The sequence below is a fragment of the Chryseobacterium sp. SN22 genome (assembly GCF_008329705.1).
Classification (GTDB): Bacteria; Bacteroidota; Bacteroidia; order Flavobacteriales; family Weeksellaceae; genus Chryseobacterium.
Window position 1 is genome coordinate 18,712 of the sequence record NZ_VTSX01000012.1, and the last position, 16,561, is coordinate 35,272.

The 16,561-nt window shown below is 41.7% G+C and carries 18 protein-coding genes; 4 read left to right on the plus strand and 14 right to left on the minus strand.

Going from position 1 to position 16,561, the window contains the following annotated elements; genetic code table 11:
• The first annotated feature begins 6 nt into the window (after positions 1–6).
• From FY557_RS09485 to FY557_RS09500, 4 genes are all read left to right on the plus strand, one after another.
• A complete protein-coding gene (locus FY557_RS09485; RefSeq protein WP_149247014.1) occupies positions 7–726 on the plus strand; it encodes an ankyrin repeat domain-containing protein in 720 nt (239 codons plus the stop codon).
• A gap of 495 nt (positions 727–1,221) precedes the next feature.
• Positions 1,222–1,629 carry a helix-turn-helix domain-containing protein gene (locus tag FY557_RS09490; RefSeq protein WP_149247015.1) on the plus strand — a complete coding sequence of 136 codons (408 nt, stop codon included), beginning with the start codon at positions 1,222–1,224 and terminating at the stop codon, positions 1,627–1,629.
• A 166-nt stretch (positions 1,630–1,795) separates the two neighbouring features.
• Entirely contained in the window at positions 1,796–2,266 is a 471-nt protein-coding gene (locus tag FY557_RS09495; protein ID WP_410495878.1) for a contractile injection system tape measure protein, read from the plus strand.
• On the plus strand, positions 2,227–3,114 hold the full coding sequence (locus FY557_RS09500; protein ID WP_228451756.1) for a tetratricopeptide repeat protein: 888 nt from the start codon (positions 2,227–2,229) through the stop codon (positions 3,112–3,114). Before FY557_RS09495 ends, FY557_RS09500 begins: the two co-directional genes overlap by 40 nt.
• 190 nt (positions 3,115–3,304) lie before the next feature.
• Here the strand turns inward: FY557_RS09500 and gcvP are convergent, their stop codons facing one another.
• The 14 genes from gcvP to FY557_RS09570 form a co-directional block, all read right to left on the minus strand.
• A complete protein-coding gene (gcvP, locus tag FY557_RS09505; RefSeq protein WP_149247017.1) occupies positions 3,305–6,163 on the minus strand; it encodes an aminomethyl-transferring glycine dehydrogenase in 2,859 nt (952 codons plus the stop codon).
• A gap of 586 nt (positions 6,164–6,749) precedes the next feature.
• Positions 6,750–7,400, minus strand: a complete 651-nt coding sequence (locus FY557_RS09510; RefSeq protein ID WP_149247018.1) for a J domain-containing protein — start codon at positions 7,398–7,400, stop codon at positions 6,750–6,752.
• A gap of 509 nt (positions 7,401–7,909) precedes the next feature.
• Entirely contained in the window at positions 7,910–8,179 is a 270-nt protein-coding gene (locus tag FY557_RS09515) for a hypothetical protein (RefSeq protein WP_149247019.1), read from the minus strand.
• A gap of 83 nt (positions 8,180–8,262) precedes the next feature.
• Positions 8,263–8,604 (minus strand): hypothetical protein, encoded by a 342-nt coding sequence (locus FY557_RS09520; RefSeq protein WP_149247020.1) that lies wholly within the window; start codon positions 8,602–8,604, stop codon positions 8,263–8,265.
• Positions 8,605–8,617: 13 nt separating this feature from the next.
• Positions 8,618–9,172, minus strand: coding sequence for an RNA polymerase sigma factor (locus FY557_RS09525; protein ID WP_149247021.1), 555 nt, complete (start codon positions 9,170–9,172; stop codon positions 8,618–8,620).
• Positions 9,173–9,532: 360 nt separating this feature from the next.
• Positions 9,533–11,536 carry a S9 family peptidase gene (locus tag FY557_RS09530; RefSeq protein WP_149247022.1) on the minus strand — a complete coding sequence of 668 codons (2,004 nt, stop codon included), beginning with the start codon at positions 11,534–11,536 and terminating at the stop codon, positions 9,533–9,535.
• 116 nt (positions 11,537–11,652) lie between these two features.
• Positions 11,653–12,111 (minus strand): hypothetical protein, encoded by a 459-nt coding sequence (locus tag FY557_RS09535; protein ID WP_149247023.1) that lies wholly within the window; start codon positions 12,109–12,111, stop codon positions 11,653–11,655.
• A 340-nt stretch (positions 12,112–12,451) separates the two neighbouring features.
• On the minus strand, positions 12,452–12,898 hold the full coding sequence (locus tag FY557_RS09540; RefSeq protein ID WP_149247024.1) for an SRPBCC family protein: 447 nt from the start codon (positions 12,896–12,898) through the stop codon (positions 12,452–12,454).
• 28 nt (positions 12,899–12,926) lie between these two features.
• Entirely contained in the window at positions 12,927–13,355 is a 429-nt protein-coding gene (locus FY557_RS09545; protein WP_149247025.1) for an SRPBCC domain-containing protein, read from the minus strand.
• 40 nt (positions 13,356–13,395) lie between these two features.
• A complete protein-coding gene (locus tag FY557_RS09550) occupies positions 13,396–14,229 on the minus strand; it encodes an SDR family oxidoreductase (protein WP_149247026.1) in 834 nt (277 codons plus the stop codon).
• 76 nt (positions 14,230–14,305) lie between these two features.
• Positions 14,306–15,172, minus strand: a complete 867-nt coding sequence (locus FY557_RS09555; RefSeq protein WP_149247027.1) for a VOC family protein — start codon at positions 15,170–15,172, stop codon at positions 14,306–14,308.
• Positions 15,173–15,278: 106 nt separating this feature from the next.
• The gene (locus FY557_RS09560; protein ID WP_149247028.1) at positions 15,279–15,569 is read right to left on the minus strand and encodes a hypothetical protein; all 291 of its coding nucleotides are present in this window, start codon (positions 15,567–15,569) and stop codon (positions 15,279–15,281) included.
• A gap of 17 nt (positions 15,570–15,586) precedes the next feature.
• A complete protein-coding gene (locus FY557_RS09565; protein WP_149247029.1) occupies positions 15,587–16,000 on the minus strand; it encodes an SRPBCC family protein in 414 nt (137 codons plus the stop codon).
• 79 nt (positions 16,001–16,079) lie between these two features.
• Entirely contained in the window at positions 16,080–16,511 is a 432-nt protein-coding gene (locus tag FY557_RS09570; RefSeq protein WP_149247030.1) for a VOC family protein, read from the minus strand.
• Between the last annotated feature and the right edge of the window lie 50 nt (positions 16,512–16,561).

Consider the following 16,561-nt stretch of genomic DNA (forward strand, 5'->3'; position numbering starts at 1 on the left):
AACCTTATGAAAACCAAAAGCCTGTTTGTTGCTTTATCATTATTTACGTTCAGTTCAGTATTTTCCCAAAAAATCTTTAATGCTATTGAAAGCCGGGATTTTGAAAAGGTCAATAAATTACTGGAGAAAGGCGAAAATATAAATCAGAAATCAAAAGAAGGCATAACGCCATTATATTCGGCAGTCGGAACAGGAAATGTAAAGTTGGTTGAACTTCTTATACAGAAAGGTGCCGACGTCAATATGCCTTTGGAAAGCACCGCTACTCCACTGAATTATGCATCACAAGAAGGATTTGTAAAAATTGTTGAATTACTTTTAAATCATCAGGCCAATCCGAATTTTCAGGATGTTAACGGATGGGCCGCTTTACGGTTCGCTACAAGAAATAATAAAATAGAGGTTGTAAAGCTTCTTGTGGAGAATAAAGCTAAAGTAGATACGAGAGCAAACGATCTTGCAACCCCTTTTGCAAGCGCTATTGGGAAAGGTTATCTGAATATCGCAGAATACCTCATCAAAAATGGTGCTGACATTAACAATATTGATAGTGATCATGAAACACCGATTATGTACTGCTCGCAAGGTGGAAATGTAGAAACCGTAAAATTCTTACTTCAATATAAGCCTGATTTAACGGTTAAAAACAAAGACGGAAAAACCGCCATGGACTTGGCTGAAGAAAAAAACAATACGGAGATCGTAAAGCTTTTACAGTCATCTTAATCCGTAGATGATTGAATATAATAGTTTGTTGAATATTAATTAATATAAGATGAAAATTGGTCGGGAAATAGTTGAGAGTTACCGGATGATATTGTTTCTACTACAGCCCTGTGACGCACACGGTGGCTGAGGCACTCGAAGCCACGTCTTGATAGGTGAAAACCTGTGGGAGACTTTTCTGGAAGCACAAACGCGAATCTCTCCATACGATATCTTAATACTATGTCGGGATCCCTACGGGATGACAAAACGGAGTGCTGAAATCTTTTCGGTCGTTAGTTTTTATACTGAGCAATTTAAATAAATAGTCATCCCGGTGGCTGAGGCACTCGAAGCCACTCCTGTCTTTGAGAGACTTTAATTTAACGGTAATATTTTGTAATCCTAAATCATTAATACGAGAAGGATATTTTATTCCCAAAGAAATTTTTATCCTCATCCATATTTTTTTATCTTTACTCTTAATTTTTCTAACACTCAAACGTAAGGCGGCAAATGGAACAGAAAATACATCAGGGACGGAATGTAAAACGGTTCAGGGAAATGTTGGGCATCAAACAGGAAGCCCTGGCTTTTGACCTCGGCGAAGACTGGAACCAGAAGAAAATTTCGGTGCTGGAACAGAAAGAAGTCATAGAAGAATCGTTACTGCAGAAAATATCCGGAGTCCTGAAAATCCCGGTAGAAGCCTTCCGTAATTTCGATGAGGAACAAGCCATTAATATTATTGCTAATACTTTTCAAGATGATGCAGTAGCTTATGCTGAACAATATAAATGCACAATAAATCCTCTTGATAAAATCATCCAGTTACACGATCAAAAAATAGCTCTTTACGAAAGAATGCTGAAGGAAAAGGACGATATGATGACGAGATTGGAGAACCTGATCAGGTCTAAATAAAAACTCAGATAAAACTTCTATTAAATTCAGGGTATAATTTCTATCCTGGTGAGCCACGGGTGTGACGCCCGCGGCAGCACTGAAAGAAATACCATAACCGAAAATAAAAACTAATACCATAAAAACAGACAGCCAAAATATCCCCGTACGGAATGCCGGAATAGTCCTGTTAAGCCCATTCATTCCCCGGTTGCTTGAACGCCTGAACTTCACTGCTGACGGTCACTTTACCCATCAGCAAAACCGGGAAAAGGCAGCCTTGTTTCTGCAGTATGTGGTAACAGGAAAGCAAAGCACAACAAATTCTGAATTAGCCTTAAACAAGATCATCTGCGGCCTTTCTCCTGAAGCCATATTATCCGAAAATATCGAAATTACCACCGAGGACACAGCTTTCAGCGATCAGGTTTTAAACGCCTTAATTTCTAATTGGCGTGCGCTCGGCAGCACTTCCATAGGAGGACTAAAAGGAAATTTTCTGATAAGAGAAGGCCTTCTTTCTGAATCCCCGGAACACTGGAAACTGAACATAGAACGAAAAGCTTTTGATGTTCTGCTTAATCAATGCCCGTTTTCCTTTTCTCTTATTAAATATCCGTGGATGGAGAAACCGCTTGTGGTGGAGTGGGGTTCTTAATAAAAACAAAATATGAAACTATTTCAATTATGACAAAGAAACCTGCACTCATTTTAATATATATTTTTTTAATCTTCAATTCTTGCCAAAAGAAATCAGAACAAAATAAATCTTCCGAAAATGTTATTATTTTCAGAGATAAATTGGGACATAGCCTATCAAAGAATGATTTACAAAACACAACGGGACAAGTAAATTATGAAATTATGGACAATCAAAATATAAATGCAGCTGCTGATCAATTACACAAGGAAGCCAGACAGTTGGGCCAGTCAGGAAAATATGATTTGGCAATTGCTAAACTCCAAGAAGCTATAAAAATCCAACCGGATTGGGCATATCCTACCTATGATTTAGCTTTTACCTACCTCCTGAAAGGAGATTTCGAAAATGCCTTAAAGTTTTATAAAAAAACAGATGAATTAGCTCCGAAAGGATTTTTTACAACTAAAGTCGCCCTTTATACTTTAGAAGGAGAACAGACTGGAAAATTTCCAAAAGGTTTATATCTTGCCTATCTACAAATTGAATGGACAGATAATAAAGAACAGAAGTTAGAGATCGCAAAAACTTTAACGGATAAAGTTCCCGATTTCGCGCCTGCCTGGAAAGAACTTTCGAATCTTTTAAATGGTGATGCAGAAAGACTTGAAGCTATCGAACAGGGTCTTTTAAAAAATCCTGATGCCGACACTGCCGGAATGTTAAAAATAAATAAAGCAATACTTTTGAACAATGCGGGAAAAGGTGAAGAAGCTAAAAACCTTTTAGGAAATCTTATTTTTTCAGCGGATTCCACTACAGGTACTATTGAAATGGCAAAATTTGCTTTAAAATCGATCTCGTAAAATAAATTTAATTAAATCCTTTTAACTCGTATTTAACCTGAATCATTAAAAATTCCAGGAATCAATCTGACGTATTTCGCCGAATTGAATAAAGCAATAAGATTATCTGAATATTATCAACAAAATAGAAATCTTAACAAAAAAATCCCTCTCAGTCACGAGAGGGATTCATATTATAGATCAGATTGAATTACATATAAGCTTCAATTGGCTCGCAGGTACAAACTAGGTTTCTATCTCCGTAAGCTTCGTCTACTCTGGAAACGGTTGCGAAGAACTTGTGGTCTCTTACCCACTCCAATGGATAAGCGGCTTTTTCTCTGCTGTATGGTTTATCCCATGAATCGGAGATCACCACCTGCTCGGTGTGCGGCGCATTTTTTAATACGTTATTGGCAGCATCAGCTTCACCGTTGGCGATTTCATCGATCTCATGTTTGATGGCGATTAAGGCTTCTGCGAAACGGTCGATTTCAGCTTTGCTTTCGGATTCGGTCGGCTCGATCATTAACGTTCCGGCTACCGGGAAAGAAACGGTTGGGGCGTGGAATCCGTAGTCCATCAATCGTTTGGCCACATCAGCTACTTCAATTCCTAGAGACTTGAACTGTCTGAAATCGACGATACATTCGTGAGCTACTTTTCCGTTTTCGTTGGAATATAAGATCGGGAAATGTTCCGCTAAGATTTCTTTCAGGTAGTTGGCGTTTAGGATCGCATGTTCCGTTGCTTTCTTCAATCCAGAAGTTCCCAGCATCTTGATGTAAGCGTAAGAAATGTTCAGGATCAGTCCGGAACCGTAAGGCGCTGCCGAAATCCCGTCGATCGACTCATTCCCTCCTACTTTGATGTTCGCGTTGGAAGGCAGGAAAGGAACCAGGTGTTTCGCCACACAGATCGGGCCTACTCCAGGACCTCCTCCACCGTGAGGAATCGCGAAAGTCTTGTGAAGGTTCAGGTGACAAACGTCTGCCCCGATATTTCCAGGACTGGTATACCCCACCTGAGCGTTCATGTTGGCTCCGTCCATGTATACCTGACCGCCATGTTCGTGAATCAGAGACGTGATTTCTTTAATGTTGGCATCGAAGAATCCGTAAGTAGACGGATACGTGATCATCACACACGAAAGGTTTTCGGAATGCTGTTCGGCTTTGGCTTTCAGGTCCTCGAAATCGATTTCCCCGTTCTCCAGGTTTTTCACGACAACGATCTTCATTCCGGCCATGGCAGCAGAAGCCGGGTTGGTTCCGTGCGCCGACTGTGGAATCAATACCACGTTTCGGTGACCTTCGCCTCTTGCGATATGATATTCCCTGATCACCATCAGTCCTGCATATTCTCCCTGGGCCCCTGAATTCGGCTGAAGGGAAGTTCCTGCAAAACCGGTAATTTCCGCTAAGTCTTTTTCCAGCTCACGGATCATTTCCTGATATCCTCCGGCCTGGTCTACCGGTACAAACGGGTGGATGGCACCCCAGTTGTCCCATGAAAGCGGAAGCATCTGGGTAGCGGCGTTCAGCTTCATCGTACATGATCCCAAAGAAATCATGGAATGCGTCAGCGATAAATCTTTTCTTTCAAGACGCTTGATGTAACGCATCAATTCGGTTTCCGTATGGTATTTGTTGAATACTTCTTCGGTAAGGATTTCGTCTTTTCTTAAATTCTCTTCCGGAATGCTGTATCCTTCTTTGATTTCCAGTTTGAAAGTCTGCTTGTCCTTGAACTGGGCGAAAGAAGCCATCAGGTAGTTCAGCTTCTCCAGAGTCGTACTTTCGTTGATCGCAATGCTTACCACCCCTTCCGTGAAATAGTTCAGGTTCAGCTTGTGGTCCAGCATCATTCTCATCAGCCTTTTCTTATCCTCTTCATTGATCGTGATTTTTACCGTATCGAAGATCGGCTCTTCCACGATTTCGTAACCTAATGCTTTCAGTCCGCCTTTTAAAGCGTTTGCTTTGAAGTGGATCTGGTCAGCGATATAATTTAATCCTTTCGGACCGTGGTAAACGGCATACATTCCGGCCATTACCGCCAGAAGAACCTGAGCCGTACAGATATTGGACGTTGCCCTTTCTCTTTTGATGTGCTGCTCTCTGGTCTGCAACGCCATTCTCAGGGCACGCTTTCCGTAAGCATCCTGGGAAACCCCGATGATTCTTCCCGGAATATCCCTTTTGTAATCTTCCTTACAGGAGAAAAATGCCGCGTGAGGCCCTCCGTAACCCAAAGGAATCCCGAATCTCTGCGTCGTTCCTACGGCACAGTCGGCGCCCATGGATGCAGGAGATTTCAATTTCACCAAAGCCATCGGGTCGCAGGCAACCACCACCTGAAGGTCTGATTTTTTATATTCGGCAATATCTTCTGTATAATCCAGAACAATCCCGTTTTTCCCCGGATACTGCAACAGTACCCCGAAGTAAGAACCGTCAAGCTCATGCGTTTTGTGATCCCCTTCTACGATCTCGATTTCAAGACCTTCCGCCTTTGTTTTCAGTACGGAAACCGTCTGAGGCAATACCAGATCCGAAACGAAGAACTTGTTGGCCCCTCCTTTCTTCTGGTCTTTCGTCCGGTTGTTGAAGAACATGTGCATGGCTTCCGCAGCTGCCGTAGATTCATCAAGCAATGAAGCGTTGGCCAAGGCAAAACCGGTAAGGTCGCACACCACCGTCTGGAAATTAAGAAGCGCCTCCAGTCTTCCCTGGGCGATTTCCGCCTGGTAAGGCGTATAAGCCGTATACCAGCTCGGGTTCTCGAAAATGTTTCTCTGAATAGCTGACGGCAACAGGGTATTGTGATATCCGAAACCGATGTAGCTGGTGTAATCCGTATTCTTGGACGCCAATTCCTTGGAGTGGTTCATCATCTCATACTCGGAAAGCGGGGCTGAGATGTTGAGATCCTTTTCTAAACGGATAGAGGAAGGGATGGTTTGAGAGATAAGCTCTTCGACACTTGAAACGCCAATTTTTTCCAGCATCGCCTGTTTATCGGCTTCGTTCATGGAAATGTGACGGCTCACAAACTGTTCTGTATTCATTTTTATTTATTAGATTTTGTTTGTAAAAAAGATGGGTAAAATTACGATTTTTTGGAAAATTGTACAACTAAATCGAAATCATAAATAAATAACGCAAAGTATTCTATCTTATTTAAAATTAAGCCGTTTTTATTGCTATTTTAAGTATAAATTAATCCAAAACCGGTTTTATCATCAAAAATAATTCACAATCCGCATTTGAAAAATTCACAAAATCGACTATTCATTTTTTCTATACGGGAGAATACTAAAAACGGTTAATGTTTTTTATGAGAGTTCACAAAAGCACGGAAAATGATAACGTAAACAATTAAGTGTTAAAAGAATAAATATTTTCAGATTTTATTATCTGTATTTATTCTAAATTAATATATTTGCATCATGAATATGATCGTTCCTTTCAAAGTACCGCCGTTGGCTCCTGCTTTCTCAATGAATACCGAAGAAATTTATTGCGGCGAAAAGAAATCCTGCTGCAAGAAATTCAAAAAAGGGAAAAGATGCAAAAAGTGTCCGGGAAATAAGAAACTGGCTTGATTGTAAGAGGGAAGCTGGTGGCTGGAAGTTCTATGCAGCAATACTGCCGTTAGTGTCCGAAACTTTTAATCAGAAAGTAGACGGCCACGATCAGCATCACAATTCCTACGATAAGTCTCGCTATCTTAGGCTGCCCGGTTGGATTGGCAACTGTCCGGGGCTGGGATTTGAATAATTCTTCCGCTTTGTCTTTGAATTTTTCCGTATTGGTTTCAAAAACCTCGGTGATGGTAATACCCTGAACCGCCGTTTTATGCAGCAGCGAATTGGTAGCATGAAGCAGGATCTGGAATTTCCCGTCCTTAAATTCTGTAATTTTAAAGGCCCTTTCTCCATACGCTTTTTCCAGGCCGAAAGGCAATACCTTTACCACATCCGCATTCTGGGTCTGCCAGGTAATGATGATCTCCTCCCCTTTTTTCGCATGGACCTTATTGGCCGAAAAGGTCTTGATGGAAGGCGGAACCGTATACCGGAAACTTTTCTGATGGCTCTCTAAATTCTGGTCGTACGTATACCGGCTGCTTTTATCGCTCAACGTTTCGTACGCTTCCTGGATTTCCCGGAAACGGTCTGCGAAGAATGCGTCGTTTTCATTTTTGTCCGGATGGTATTTTAAAGACAGTTTCCGATATGCCTTTTTGATGTCTTCTTCCGAAGCATCGTTTGAAATCCCGAGAAAATAGTAGTAATCTTTCATTGAGCCTTACAAAAATAAGGATTTATTTTCTTTGCCGGTAAATTTTTAACGCAACGATCGCCAGGATTTTCTGTAAACATTGAGAATATTCTTCGTCCGCTAGGGCGCTTCACTCAGCAATGATAGCAGAGTATCTTTTTTAATAAAACAAATGACTACCCGGTGGCTGAGCGAAGCCGAAGTCACATTATCATCTAAGAACATCTATGTCAATCTTTGGGAAAATTTTATCCTTTTAAAGAAATCAAAGTCCACAATTTTCGATATTGATCGCCGATACTATATTGAGATTGCCTGCGGCAATGACAAAACGCGGTATTGAACTTGTGATTCATAATATATATATGACCAACGACCCGGTGGCTGAGGCTACTCGAAGCCACATTGCAGCCCCTGAGTTGATAAAAGCCCAAGCTTAAAGCTGCGTGAGACAACATACAAAAAAGTTGGGTTCGGAAAACTTTGCTTTCCAAACCCAACCCAACAATTTCAATTTAGCTGCTTTTATTTTACGCTTCGGCGGTCGGTTCTTTCTCAAACCTTCTGTGGCCGCATTTGGAAGCGAATTCTTTTTTGAATTTCCCTTTCAGTTCCTGATAGTCCTCCTCGTTCATTTCACGGATTTTATCAGCGAGTCCGAACGGCGATTTTTCCCTGATCCCGTATTCCTCAAAAATACCTTTGACGAATCTTTTCCGCTGAATGGCTTTTTTGGCAATCATGGCGATGCCTGCCACGGCTAAGGCTCCGAGAGCCCCTCTTACTACTGAATTTTTCATTTTCTTAAATTTTAAATTTTACTACTTCTTTTTATAAAGACGAACACCCCTAAACTTTACTTTACTACTTCTTAAAATTTCGGCTATCCGTTTGTTTTTCTGTTTCTGCTGAAAAAACCGTTTTCACATCTGCTTCTCCAGACTTCTTTAAACTTTTCCCGCTCTTCCGGAGACAGGTTCATCATCTTTTCCCTCATTTTCCGCTCCTTGAAATCCCGCATTCCTTTTCCGAAATGGAAACCCCCGAAAAGGATCTTGCATAAAATCAGGATTCCCATTGCCTGCCAGTAGTTGACGGTCTTTACGCCTAAAATCTCAGGCAGCAGGCAGTTCCAGAGCGCCATCACGATCCAGGTGACGCCTAAAAAAATCAATGGCGGACAAAGTATTAAAAAAAACCAGCCCTTTTTATGTTTATGATTCATAATCTTATTTTTACTAACTGTTTAAATCTTCGTATAATCTTCTCAATCGGTTCCTTAAGTGCTTTACCGCATAATTTTTACGGCTGATGATGGTTTTGATATTTTCCCCATGCTCATCGGCAATTTCCTGAAGGGTCTTGTCATTAAGCTCATTTTCAACATAGACCAGCCGCTGCTTTTCCGGAAGTTCGTCCAGTGCTTCAAACAGCTTTTTCCAGATTTCGTCCTGAAACATTTTTACTTCCGGCCCGGCACTTTCATCCATCAGCAGGATGTCTTTAATGGAAAAGCTTCCGTCTTCATCTTCGTAAACAAAATCTTCCAGGTTCTCGGTTTTCTTTTTGCGGTACTTATCGGTGATTTTATTGGCCGTCACCCGGTAGAGCCACCCGCCGACATTCACAATTTCGGAGAGATTGGTCAGGCTGCTGAACTGATACCATACTTCCTGCAGGATATCTTCGGCATCTTCCGTATTCTTCACTTTCGGGCGAATGTAAGACATCAGCTTTCCTCCGTACTTTGAAACGGTCTGTGAGATGACATTATCTTTCTCCTTCTGTGGCATTGTTATTTCTTCGGCAACCTCCATACCTCTATGACGGTTGGAAATTTTGTTTTACTTTAATAAATTTAAAATATTTTTCGGGAAGGTAAAAATCTCCTACAGATTACATCGATTTTCACAGATGATAACGTGGCTTCGAGTGGCCTCAGCCCCCTTGAATCACCATTCCTGCTTCTTGAATTATACAATCAAAGATTTTCTTAAAATTTTTGTGCCCGTGTCAAAATATAGTATTCAGCTTAACGCCATAAGATTATCTTCTGTTAAACTTTGTGGTTAAATAAAAAGCTTTAGTACCTTAAATAAAAAACGGAAAGCCAAAGTGACTTTCCGTTGATTCATTATAAAAAGATATTGCTTTTACTTATTAAAATTCTGGGCAAAGAAACCGAGCATGGTTTTATAAAACTCGATGCGGTTCTGCTCTTTGCCGAAGCCGTGGCCTTCATCGTATTTTACCATGTACGGCACTTCAAAACCTTTGGCCCGTAATGCTTTTACGATCTGGTCGGATTCATTAATGTTTACCCTTGGATCATTGGCTCCCTGAACCACGAACAGCGGCTTTTTAATTTTATCGATCTGGAATACCGGCGAAACTTCCTTTGCGATCTTCGCTTCTTCGGGATTATCCAGGTCGTACCAGATCTGCTTTACCATTTCTTTATACGGCTTCCAGTATTCCGGGAAGGAACCGAAGAAAGTGAAAATATTGGAGACGCCTACATAATCGACCCCGCATGAGTACAGATCCGGGGTTTTGATCAGCCCCATCAGCGTCGCATAACCGCCGTGGCTTCCGCCATAGATCGCTACTTTGTCTTTATCGATCCAGCCTTGCGAAATGGCATATTTTACACCGTCTTCCACATCGTCCATGGCTTTCCTGCCGATCTGCTTATAACCGGATTTCTGGAATTCTTTGCCGTAGCCTCCTGAAATCCTGAAATTCACCTGCAAAGTCGCATAGCCGCGGCTTGCAAAAAGCTGCGTTTCGGGATTAAAACCCCAGTCGTCACGGATTCCCTGTGGCCCGCCGTGAGGATTTACAATCAGTGGTACTTTCTTACCCTGAACAGCCTCTTTCGGCAAGGTAATATAACCGTGAATGGTTACCCCGTCCCTGCTTTTGAATTCGATCGGGCGCATTTCCGCCATGTCTTCTTCTTTCAGCTGAGGCATCAGGTCGAAAAGAAGCTTGGTCGTATTCGCTTTGGTATCGTATTCGTAATATTTTCCATAGAGTTTATCACTGTCGACCACCACCAGCAGTTTCTCGTCTTTGTCATCGGAAGAAACAACGGAAAATTGTTTATCGCCGAATTCGGAAGCCAGCTTGTCATGAACTTCCTTATAATATCTGCTTACCGGAATGGTTTCATTCTTAATCCCGTTATAGCTGATGTAATCCAGTTCGTAATTCCTGTTCTTTCCCGCCAGACTGATGGAATTGACATCAAAATCCGGATGGGAATACACTTCTTTAATGGGTTGGTCTTTTTTTAAATCATAAAGAACGATTCTCGATTTATCACCGTTAAGGTCGGTCGCCACATAGGCTTCATCTTTATTGCCTGAATTTTCATTGAAACTGATGATCTGGAAACTGTCTTTCCAGTCGGTGGTTTTCAGCAGGTTGAATTTGCCGGTCTGCAGGTCTTTGTAATACAGTTTTGAAGTAAGGCCGTTTTCCAGGATGGTATATCCTCTCAGATTTCCCTGCTTGTCAAAAATATAATTGTCGATCGGGCTGTTTACATCCTTATTCTCATACAGCCGGGTCATTTCCCCGGTGTTGAAATCGATTTTATAAGGTTCGAAAATCTGCCTGTTGTTTTTGTTCATCGTAACGATCACGAACGGCGTATCCTTAATAATCCTTACGCTGTTTAACGTAATTCCTTCAAAAGGCGTAAGGTCTTTCAGGTTTTTTCCGTCAATGTCCGCAGCATACAGATGAATGTTTTCATTTCCGCCGCGGTCCTGGGTGTAAAACAGACGTTTTTTATCCAGCCAGCCGTAGCTTTTGATCAGATCATTTTTTTCTTCCAGGGCCCTGGTAATTTTTCCTGTGGTAAGGTCTTTTACGTAGACATGGTTTTTGCTGTCCTTGTCTTTTTCTTTGTAGGACAGGTACTTTCCGTCGGGCGAAATCTTAAACTGGGAAGCTTTCGGCCTTGCAAAATAATCTTCTACTCTGTATGTAAAATTTCCTTTATCGTAAGAAATCAGATTTTCGAAAGTCGCTTTTGTAGAAACCAGGGACGGATCTCCCGGCAGTTTGGTAGTGTTGGTCTGGGCGTTCATCATAATAGCGGATATGATCACTTGGGTTATCCCGAAAAATTTGGTGTTGATATTCATAATCTCATGGTTTGTGAAACGTATCTTTACCATAAGACGCTTTTAGCGGGCAGTTTGTTACATGCCCACTGCTAAAATTTAGTCTAAAAACAAAAAGAGAGTGGTATTTCCCTTGATTAGTTCAGGTAAATTCCGAAATACCAGGTCCATGCAATTAAGATCACCTGCATCGGAATTCTTTCTTTATACAGGTAAGCCATTCCCGGTCCTGTAAAATCGGCTTTGAAAATATTGATGTTTTTCCGGGATGAGTTGATGTTGGCAATAAAAACCAATAGGTAGAAAACAATTAACAAGACCGCTGTCAGCTCACGGATAGAAGGAATCATTACTCCGATCCCCGCAGCAATTTCCAGAACACCGGTGAAATAGACCCAGAACATTTTGCCGGGAATCCATTCAGGGATCATCATGGCCATTCCTTTCTGGAATTTAAAATGTGCCAATCCGGTAAAAATAATAAAGGCCGCCATTCCGAGATTTCCGGAAAATAAAAAATTCCAGTCTCCCTGAAAAATTTTTGTGCCCAGTAAACCTAAGATAAAGGTGACGAAGAGAATCGTTAATAGTTTCATATTTTATTTTTAATCACACAATGGTATGCATGTTATCGAAATTAAGCAAAACAAAGCAGCATTCGTACAGATAACAGAACAGAAAGTATTTAGATCATAACTTTTTTGCAAGCGACTTAATCCTCAGGCACATTTACTTTAAGCGGCGAAATCAGATGAAATTTTAATCACTTCCTGAAAAGATTATGATGTTTACTTTTTTGAACATTCTATCACATCATTTGTAAAAACAATTTTTACTTAACAACAGAAAACGGACTTACGCCGAGGTATGTATCCGTTTAATTTAGTTAAACAAGATAACACCCGGGTAAATCCGTGTTAATTTGTGATTCGTTATTTACAATGTGCTTTCGGCAAGGTTCTTTACGATTTCCAATCCTTTGGTAAATCCGGTATTGAGATCGTCCTCCCATTCTTTTTCGGTCTGGACCTCTGTATGGAGTTTGGTTTTCCCGTCATAATCAATAAGAATGTATTTTTCGAAACATCCGCTCCACTGTTTTACTTCCATGCTTTCGGCATCTTCATTACCGTCTTTATCCACCATTCCCAGATGTTTGAAAATAATCTGATCAGGTTCTTCAAGACTGTCGATAGTCGACACCATCCCTGCTCCTTCTGCATTGACAAAATACGTTTTGCCACCGACTTCCCAATCGGATTTCATTACGTTTCCGGGATTGAAAAACTGCGTCCATTGACTGTATGTCTTTTCGTTCCATAATACATCCCAGACTTTTTGTTTCGGGGCATCGATCACAATTTCATAAGATAAGGTTTCCATGTTTTATTGGTTGGGTTTGATTAGTATTCTATAACTGATTTTCGGAAAGATGTTTCACATTGGAAAGGGCATCCGGAAATTTTTCCTCAAAAAAAGATCTGAATTCTTCGGTAGTCTGAATTTCAACCTCCAAGTGGGTAATGTTCTCGTCTTCACTCAACAGATACCGTTCGGTAGCTTCTCCCAAATCCCGCGGTGTTTCCACGCCTTCATAGATTTCCCCGAGATGTAAAAATATGATTTCCTCATTCGGAACCAGCTTTGTAATTTTGCTGTACATCCCGTTGTTTTTGGGATCCAGGAATTTAATGGTGGCGCCTTCCTGCAGATCCCCCTGATAAAAAGAACCTTCGGTGAATGCGGAAGTCCACTGTCTGAAAGAAAAATCATCCCACAACACACTCCAAACCTTTATTGCTTCAGCTTTAATCTGAACATCAAAATGTAATTTTTCCATAAAAATTTATAAACTAGCTGTTAATTTCTGTGTCTACTCTTTACCCGCCTACAAAATCCCCGCCATTAATGTGGATAATTTCACCGGTTATAAAACTTGAATCCTGTGAAGCCAGAAATACGTAAGCCGGAGCGACTTCCGAAGGCTGTCCTGCCCTTTTCATCGGATTGTCTTTTCCGAAATCCGAAACATCATCGAATGTTTCCTTCACCAGAGGCGTCCAGATCGGGCCCGGTGCTACCCCGTTCACCAGAATATTCTTTTCTGCAATATTGGTGGCCAAAGAACGGATAAAGGTGGCGATTGCTCCTTTGGTGGATGAATAGTCTATTAAATGGTCGCTGCCGCGATAGGCCGTCACGGAAGTGGTACAGATCACCCGCGAACCGCTGTCCATGAGCTGCAGGCAGTCTCTCGTAAAAGAAATCATGGAGATAATATTGGTATTGAATGTCTCATGAATCTGTTCATCAGAAATGCTTTCCAGATCGTCTTTGGGAAACTGGATGCCTGCATTGTTCACAAGGATATCCAGTGACTGCCATTCGTTTTTGATTTTCTCCGTACATTGTTTCCGGAAATCTTTATCAGAAATATCCCCTTTCAGTAAAAGGCAGTTTTTCCCTTCTTTTTCCACCAGTCTTTGGGTTTCCTTAGCATCGTCGTCGCTTTCCTTATAAATAATGGCTACATCAGCGCCTTCACGGGCATAATGCACCGCTACGGCCTGGCCGATCCCGCTGTCGCCCCCGGAGATCAGCGCCTTTTTACCATGAAGCTTGTCGCTTCCTTTATAATTTTCACGGATGATTTCCGGATAAAGGCCCTCCTCAGGAACCTGCGATTTGGAATCTGATTGGTTCTTTGTTTTCATATTTAAATATTTTGTGGTGAATTAAATATCAAACGACAAGCCGAAGGAGGAAAAAGTATGGTACATAAAAGGAAACTTACGAATGATAAACCTTTTCTAAATCTTCGATGACAATCTTCTGCATGGTCATCATGGCCTGGACAACTTTCTGCGCTTTTTCCGGATCATGGTCGCTCATCAGCTGAATCAGCCTTTTCGGAACAATCTGCCAGCTGAAGCCGAACGGATCTTTGAGCCAGCCGCACATGCTTGCCCTTCCTCCATCGGCAGTCAGAGCATTCCAATACTTATCCGTCTGCTCCTGTGTATCCGTCATGACGACCATGGAAATCCCTTCGTTGAAATCAAATGCATGATCGTAAGAGTTATCCATACAGAAGAGGCTGTAGCCGTCAATTTCAAACTGTGCCTGCTGAATGTTGTCTTCCGGTTCCTGCATCGGATGGCCTTCACTGCCCTGACCGTATTTCAGAACATTCCCGATTTTAGAATTGGGAAAAGTACGGATATACAGTTCCATGGCCTGCATGGCTTTTCCATTGTTTCCGTGAATGAACATGAGGGCCGGAACCATCTTCTGGTCTCCGGATTTATCACCAAGATAGATCTGCCAGGTTACGCCGTACCGATCCTGTACCCAACCGTATTTTCTGCTCCACGGATAGGAATCCAGCGGCATCAGGACCATACCGTCTTCCGAAATCGGGTCCCAGTATTGCAGAACCTCGTCTTCCGTCTCGCAGATCACCATAAAAGATACCGAAGCATTCTTTCTGAAATGCGGGCCGCCGTTCAGCAGCATCAGTTTCTGGCCGAACAGATCAATATTCATCACCATGGGCGTATCGGCTGTAATTTTGCCGTTGAAAACTTTACAGTAAAATTCTGCAGATTCTTTAGCATCACCATCGTACCAGAGGCACGGGAAAATATCGTTATTCATAATTTTAGTATAGTCTAGTTGTTATCATTATCTTTCGACCACAGGTCTGTACGGATTTGACAGATGATGAGGTGGCTTCGGCTCCGCTCAGCCACCGATTATAATTTTATGTCTCTATTGATGTTTCAGAAAAATCATGTTCATTTTCCGTGAATGAAAAGTGATTTTCATTCATGTGACTTTTCAGTTTTTTCATGCTGACTTCTCCGAAACCCCGCATCTGCCGGATTTCATTTTCCGAATAGCCGGATAATTTTTCAAGGGAATCGATCTTCTCTTTTTCCAATGCTCTTCTTGCTGCCACAGCAATAATTCCCTGCAGAAAGCATCCTTCCGAGGTATGGTTTACCACGCAGACTGATTTCAGGCATTTCGCCATTATCACCAGATTGATCATGCTCCTGAAAAGTGTATTTAATTGTTTTCGGCGTACTTATGAAAATTATTCAGAATGGCGTACCATCCTTCCCGCTGCATTTCCACCGGGTTCTGCTTTTCCGGATCGAAGGTAATCTCTACCTTCGTGGCGGCAGCATCGATTTCATGAAACAGGATTTCAACCTTCCTTCCGTCTTCCAGGTGATACCGGATCTTTCTGTTGGGAATGATTTCGTCATACGTCCCTTCAAAATCGAAACCGAAACTGCCGTCCCGGGCTTCCATTCTGGTTTTGAGCCTTCCTCCAGGACGCATATCGTTTTCAGCCACCGGACAATGCCAGGTTTCATTCGCAAAATTCCATTGGACAATGTGTTCCGGACCGTTGTAATATTCCCAGACTTTTGTGACGGGCACCAACAGGGTAATGTCTATTTTAATAGGTTCCATAATTTATCATTTTGTGATGGGGTAAAAGGGCAACTTCATCAGCTGCCCATAACATATATAATGAAGTTTAAAGATAGGACTATTTCGGATATTCTTCATTATAATTCACCATCCAATGAGTACCGTATTTATCCCTGAAGCTTCCGAAATAATCGCCCCAAAACTGGTCTTCGATCGGCATTTCAATGTCCCCGCCTTCCGAAAGCCCTTTAAAAAGCCGGTCGGCCTCTTCTCTTGATTCCGGGAAAATTGAAACGTAGTTGTTGTTTCCAACCGTAAGCGTCTGTCCGAAGCCCGGAACAATATCGGAAGCCATCAGAAGGTCTTTTCCAACCGGAAGGGCAATATGCATCACCCGTTTCTTTTCTTCATCAGACAGATGTTCGGTTCCGGGAGCATTTCCCATTCTGTAAATTTCTCCCAGGAATTCACCACCGAAAACCGATCTGTAAAAGTTGAACGCTTCTTCTGCCTGCCCGTCAAAATTTAAGTAAGAATTTAATTTAGCCATGTGTTTGATGTTATGATTGATAAAGTATATGTGAATATGTAAAGAAAATA

Bases quoted from the DNA above. Each gene is read 5' to 3' on its own strand.
- FY557_RS09545 (WP_149247025.1), bottom strand. From the start codon at position 13,355: ATGGAAAAATTACATTTTGATGTTCAGATTAAAGCTGAAGCAATAAAG.
- FY557_RS09485 (WP_149247014.1), top strand. From the start codon at position 7: ATGAAAACCAAAAGCCTGTTTGTTGCTTTATCATTATTTACGTTCAGT.
- FY557_RS09510 (WP_149247018.1), bottom strand. From the start codon at position 7,400: ATGAAAGATTACTACTATTTTCTCGGGATTTCAAACGATGCTTCGGAA.
- FY557_RS09540 (WP_149247024.1), bottom strand. From the start codon at position 12,898: ATGGAAACCTTATCTTATGAAATTGTGATCGATGCCCCGAAACAAAAA.
- FY557_RS09565 (WP_149247029.1), bottom strand. From the start codon at position 16,000: ATGGAACCTATTAAAATAGACATTACCCTGTTGGTGCCCGTCACAAAA.
- FY557_RS09535 (WP_149247023.1), bottom strand. From the start codon at position 12,111: ATGAAACTATTAACGATTCTCTTCGTCACCTTTATCTTAGGTTTACTG.
- FY557_RS09530 (WP_149247022.1), bottom strand. From the start codon at position 11,536: ATGAATATCAACACCAAATTTTTCGGGATAACCCAAGTGATCATATCC.
- FY557_RS09570 (WP_149247030.1), bottom strand. From the start codon at position 16,511: ATGGCTAAATTAAATTCTTACTTAAATTTTGACGGGCAGGCAGAAGAA.
- FY557_RS09525 (WP_149247021.1), bottom strand. From the start codon at position 9,172: ATGCCACAGAAGGAGAAAGATAATGTCATCTCACAGACCGTTTCAAAG.
- FY557_RS09520 (WP_149247020.1), bottom strand. From the start codon at position 8,604: ATGAATCATAAACATAAAAAGGGCTGGTTTTTTTTAATACTTTGTCCG.
- FY557_RS09490 (WP_149247015.1), top strand. From the start codon at position 1,222: ATGGAACAGAAAATACATCAGGGACGGAATGTAAAACGGTTCAGGGAA.
- FY557_RS09560 (WP_149247028.1), bottom strand. From the start codon at position 15,569: ATGATCAATCTGGTGATAATGGCGAAATGCCTGAAATCAGTCTGCGTG.
- gcvP (WP_149247017.1), bottom strand. From the start codon at position 6,163: ATGAATACAGAACAGTTTGTGAGCCGTCACATTTCCATGAACGAAGCC.
- FY557_RS09550 (WP_149247026.1), bottom strand. From the start codon at position 14,229: ATGAAAACAAAGAACCAATCAGATTCCAAATCGCAGGTTCCTGAGGAG.
- FY557_RS09515 (WP_149247019.1), bottom strand. From the start codon at position 8,179: ATGAAAAATTCAGTAGTAAGAGGGGCTCTCGGAGCCTTAGCCGTGGCA.
- FY557_RS09555 (WP_149247027.1), bottom strand. From the start codon at position 15,172: ATGAATAACGATATTTTCCCGTGCCTCTGGTACGATGGTGATGCTAAA.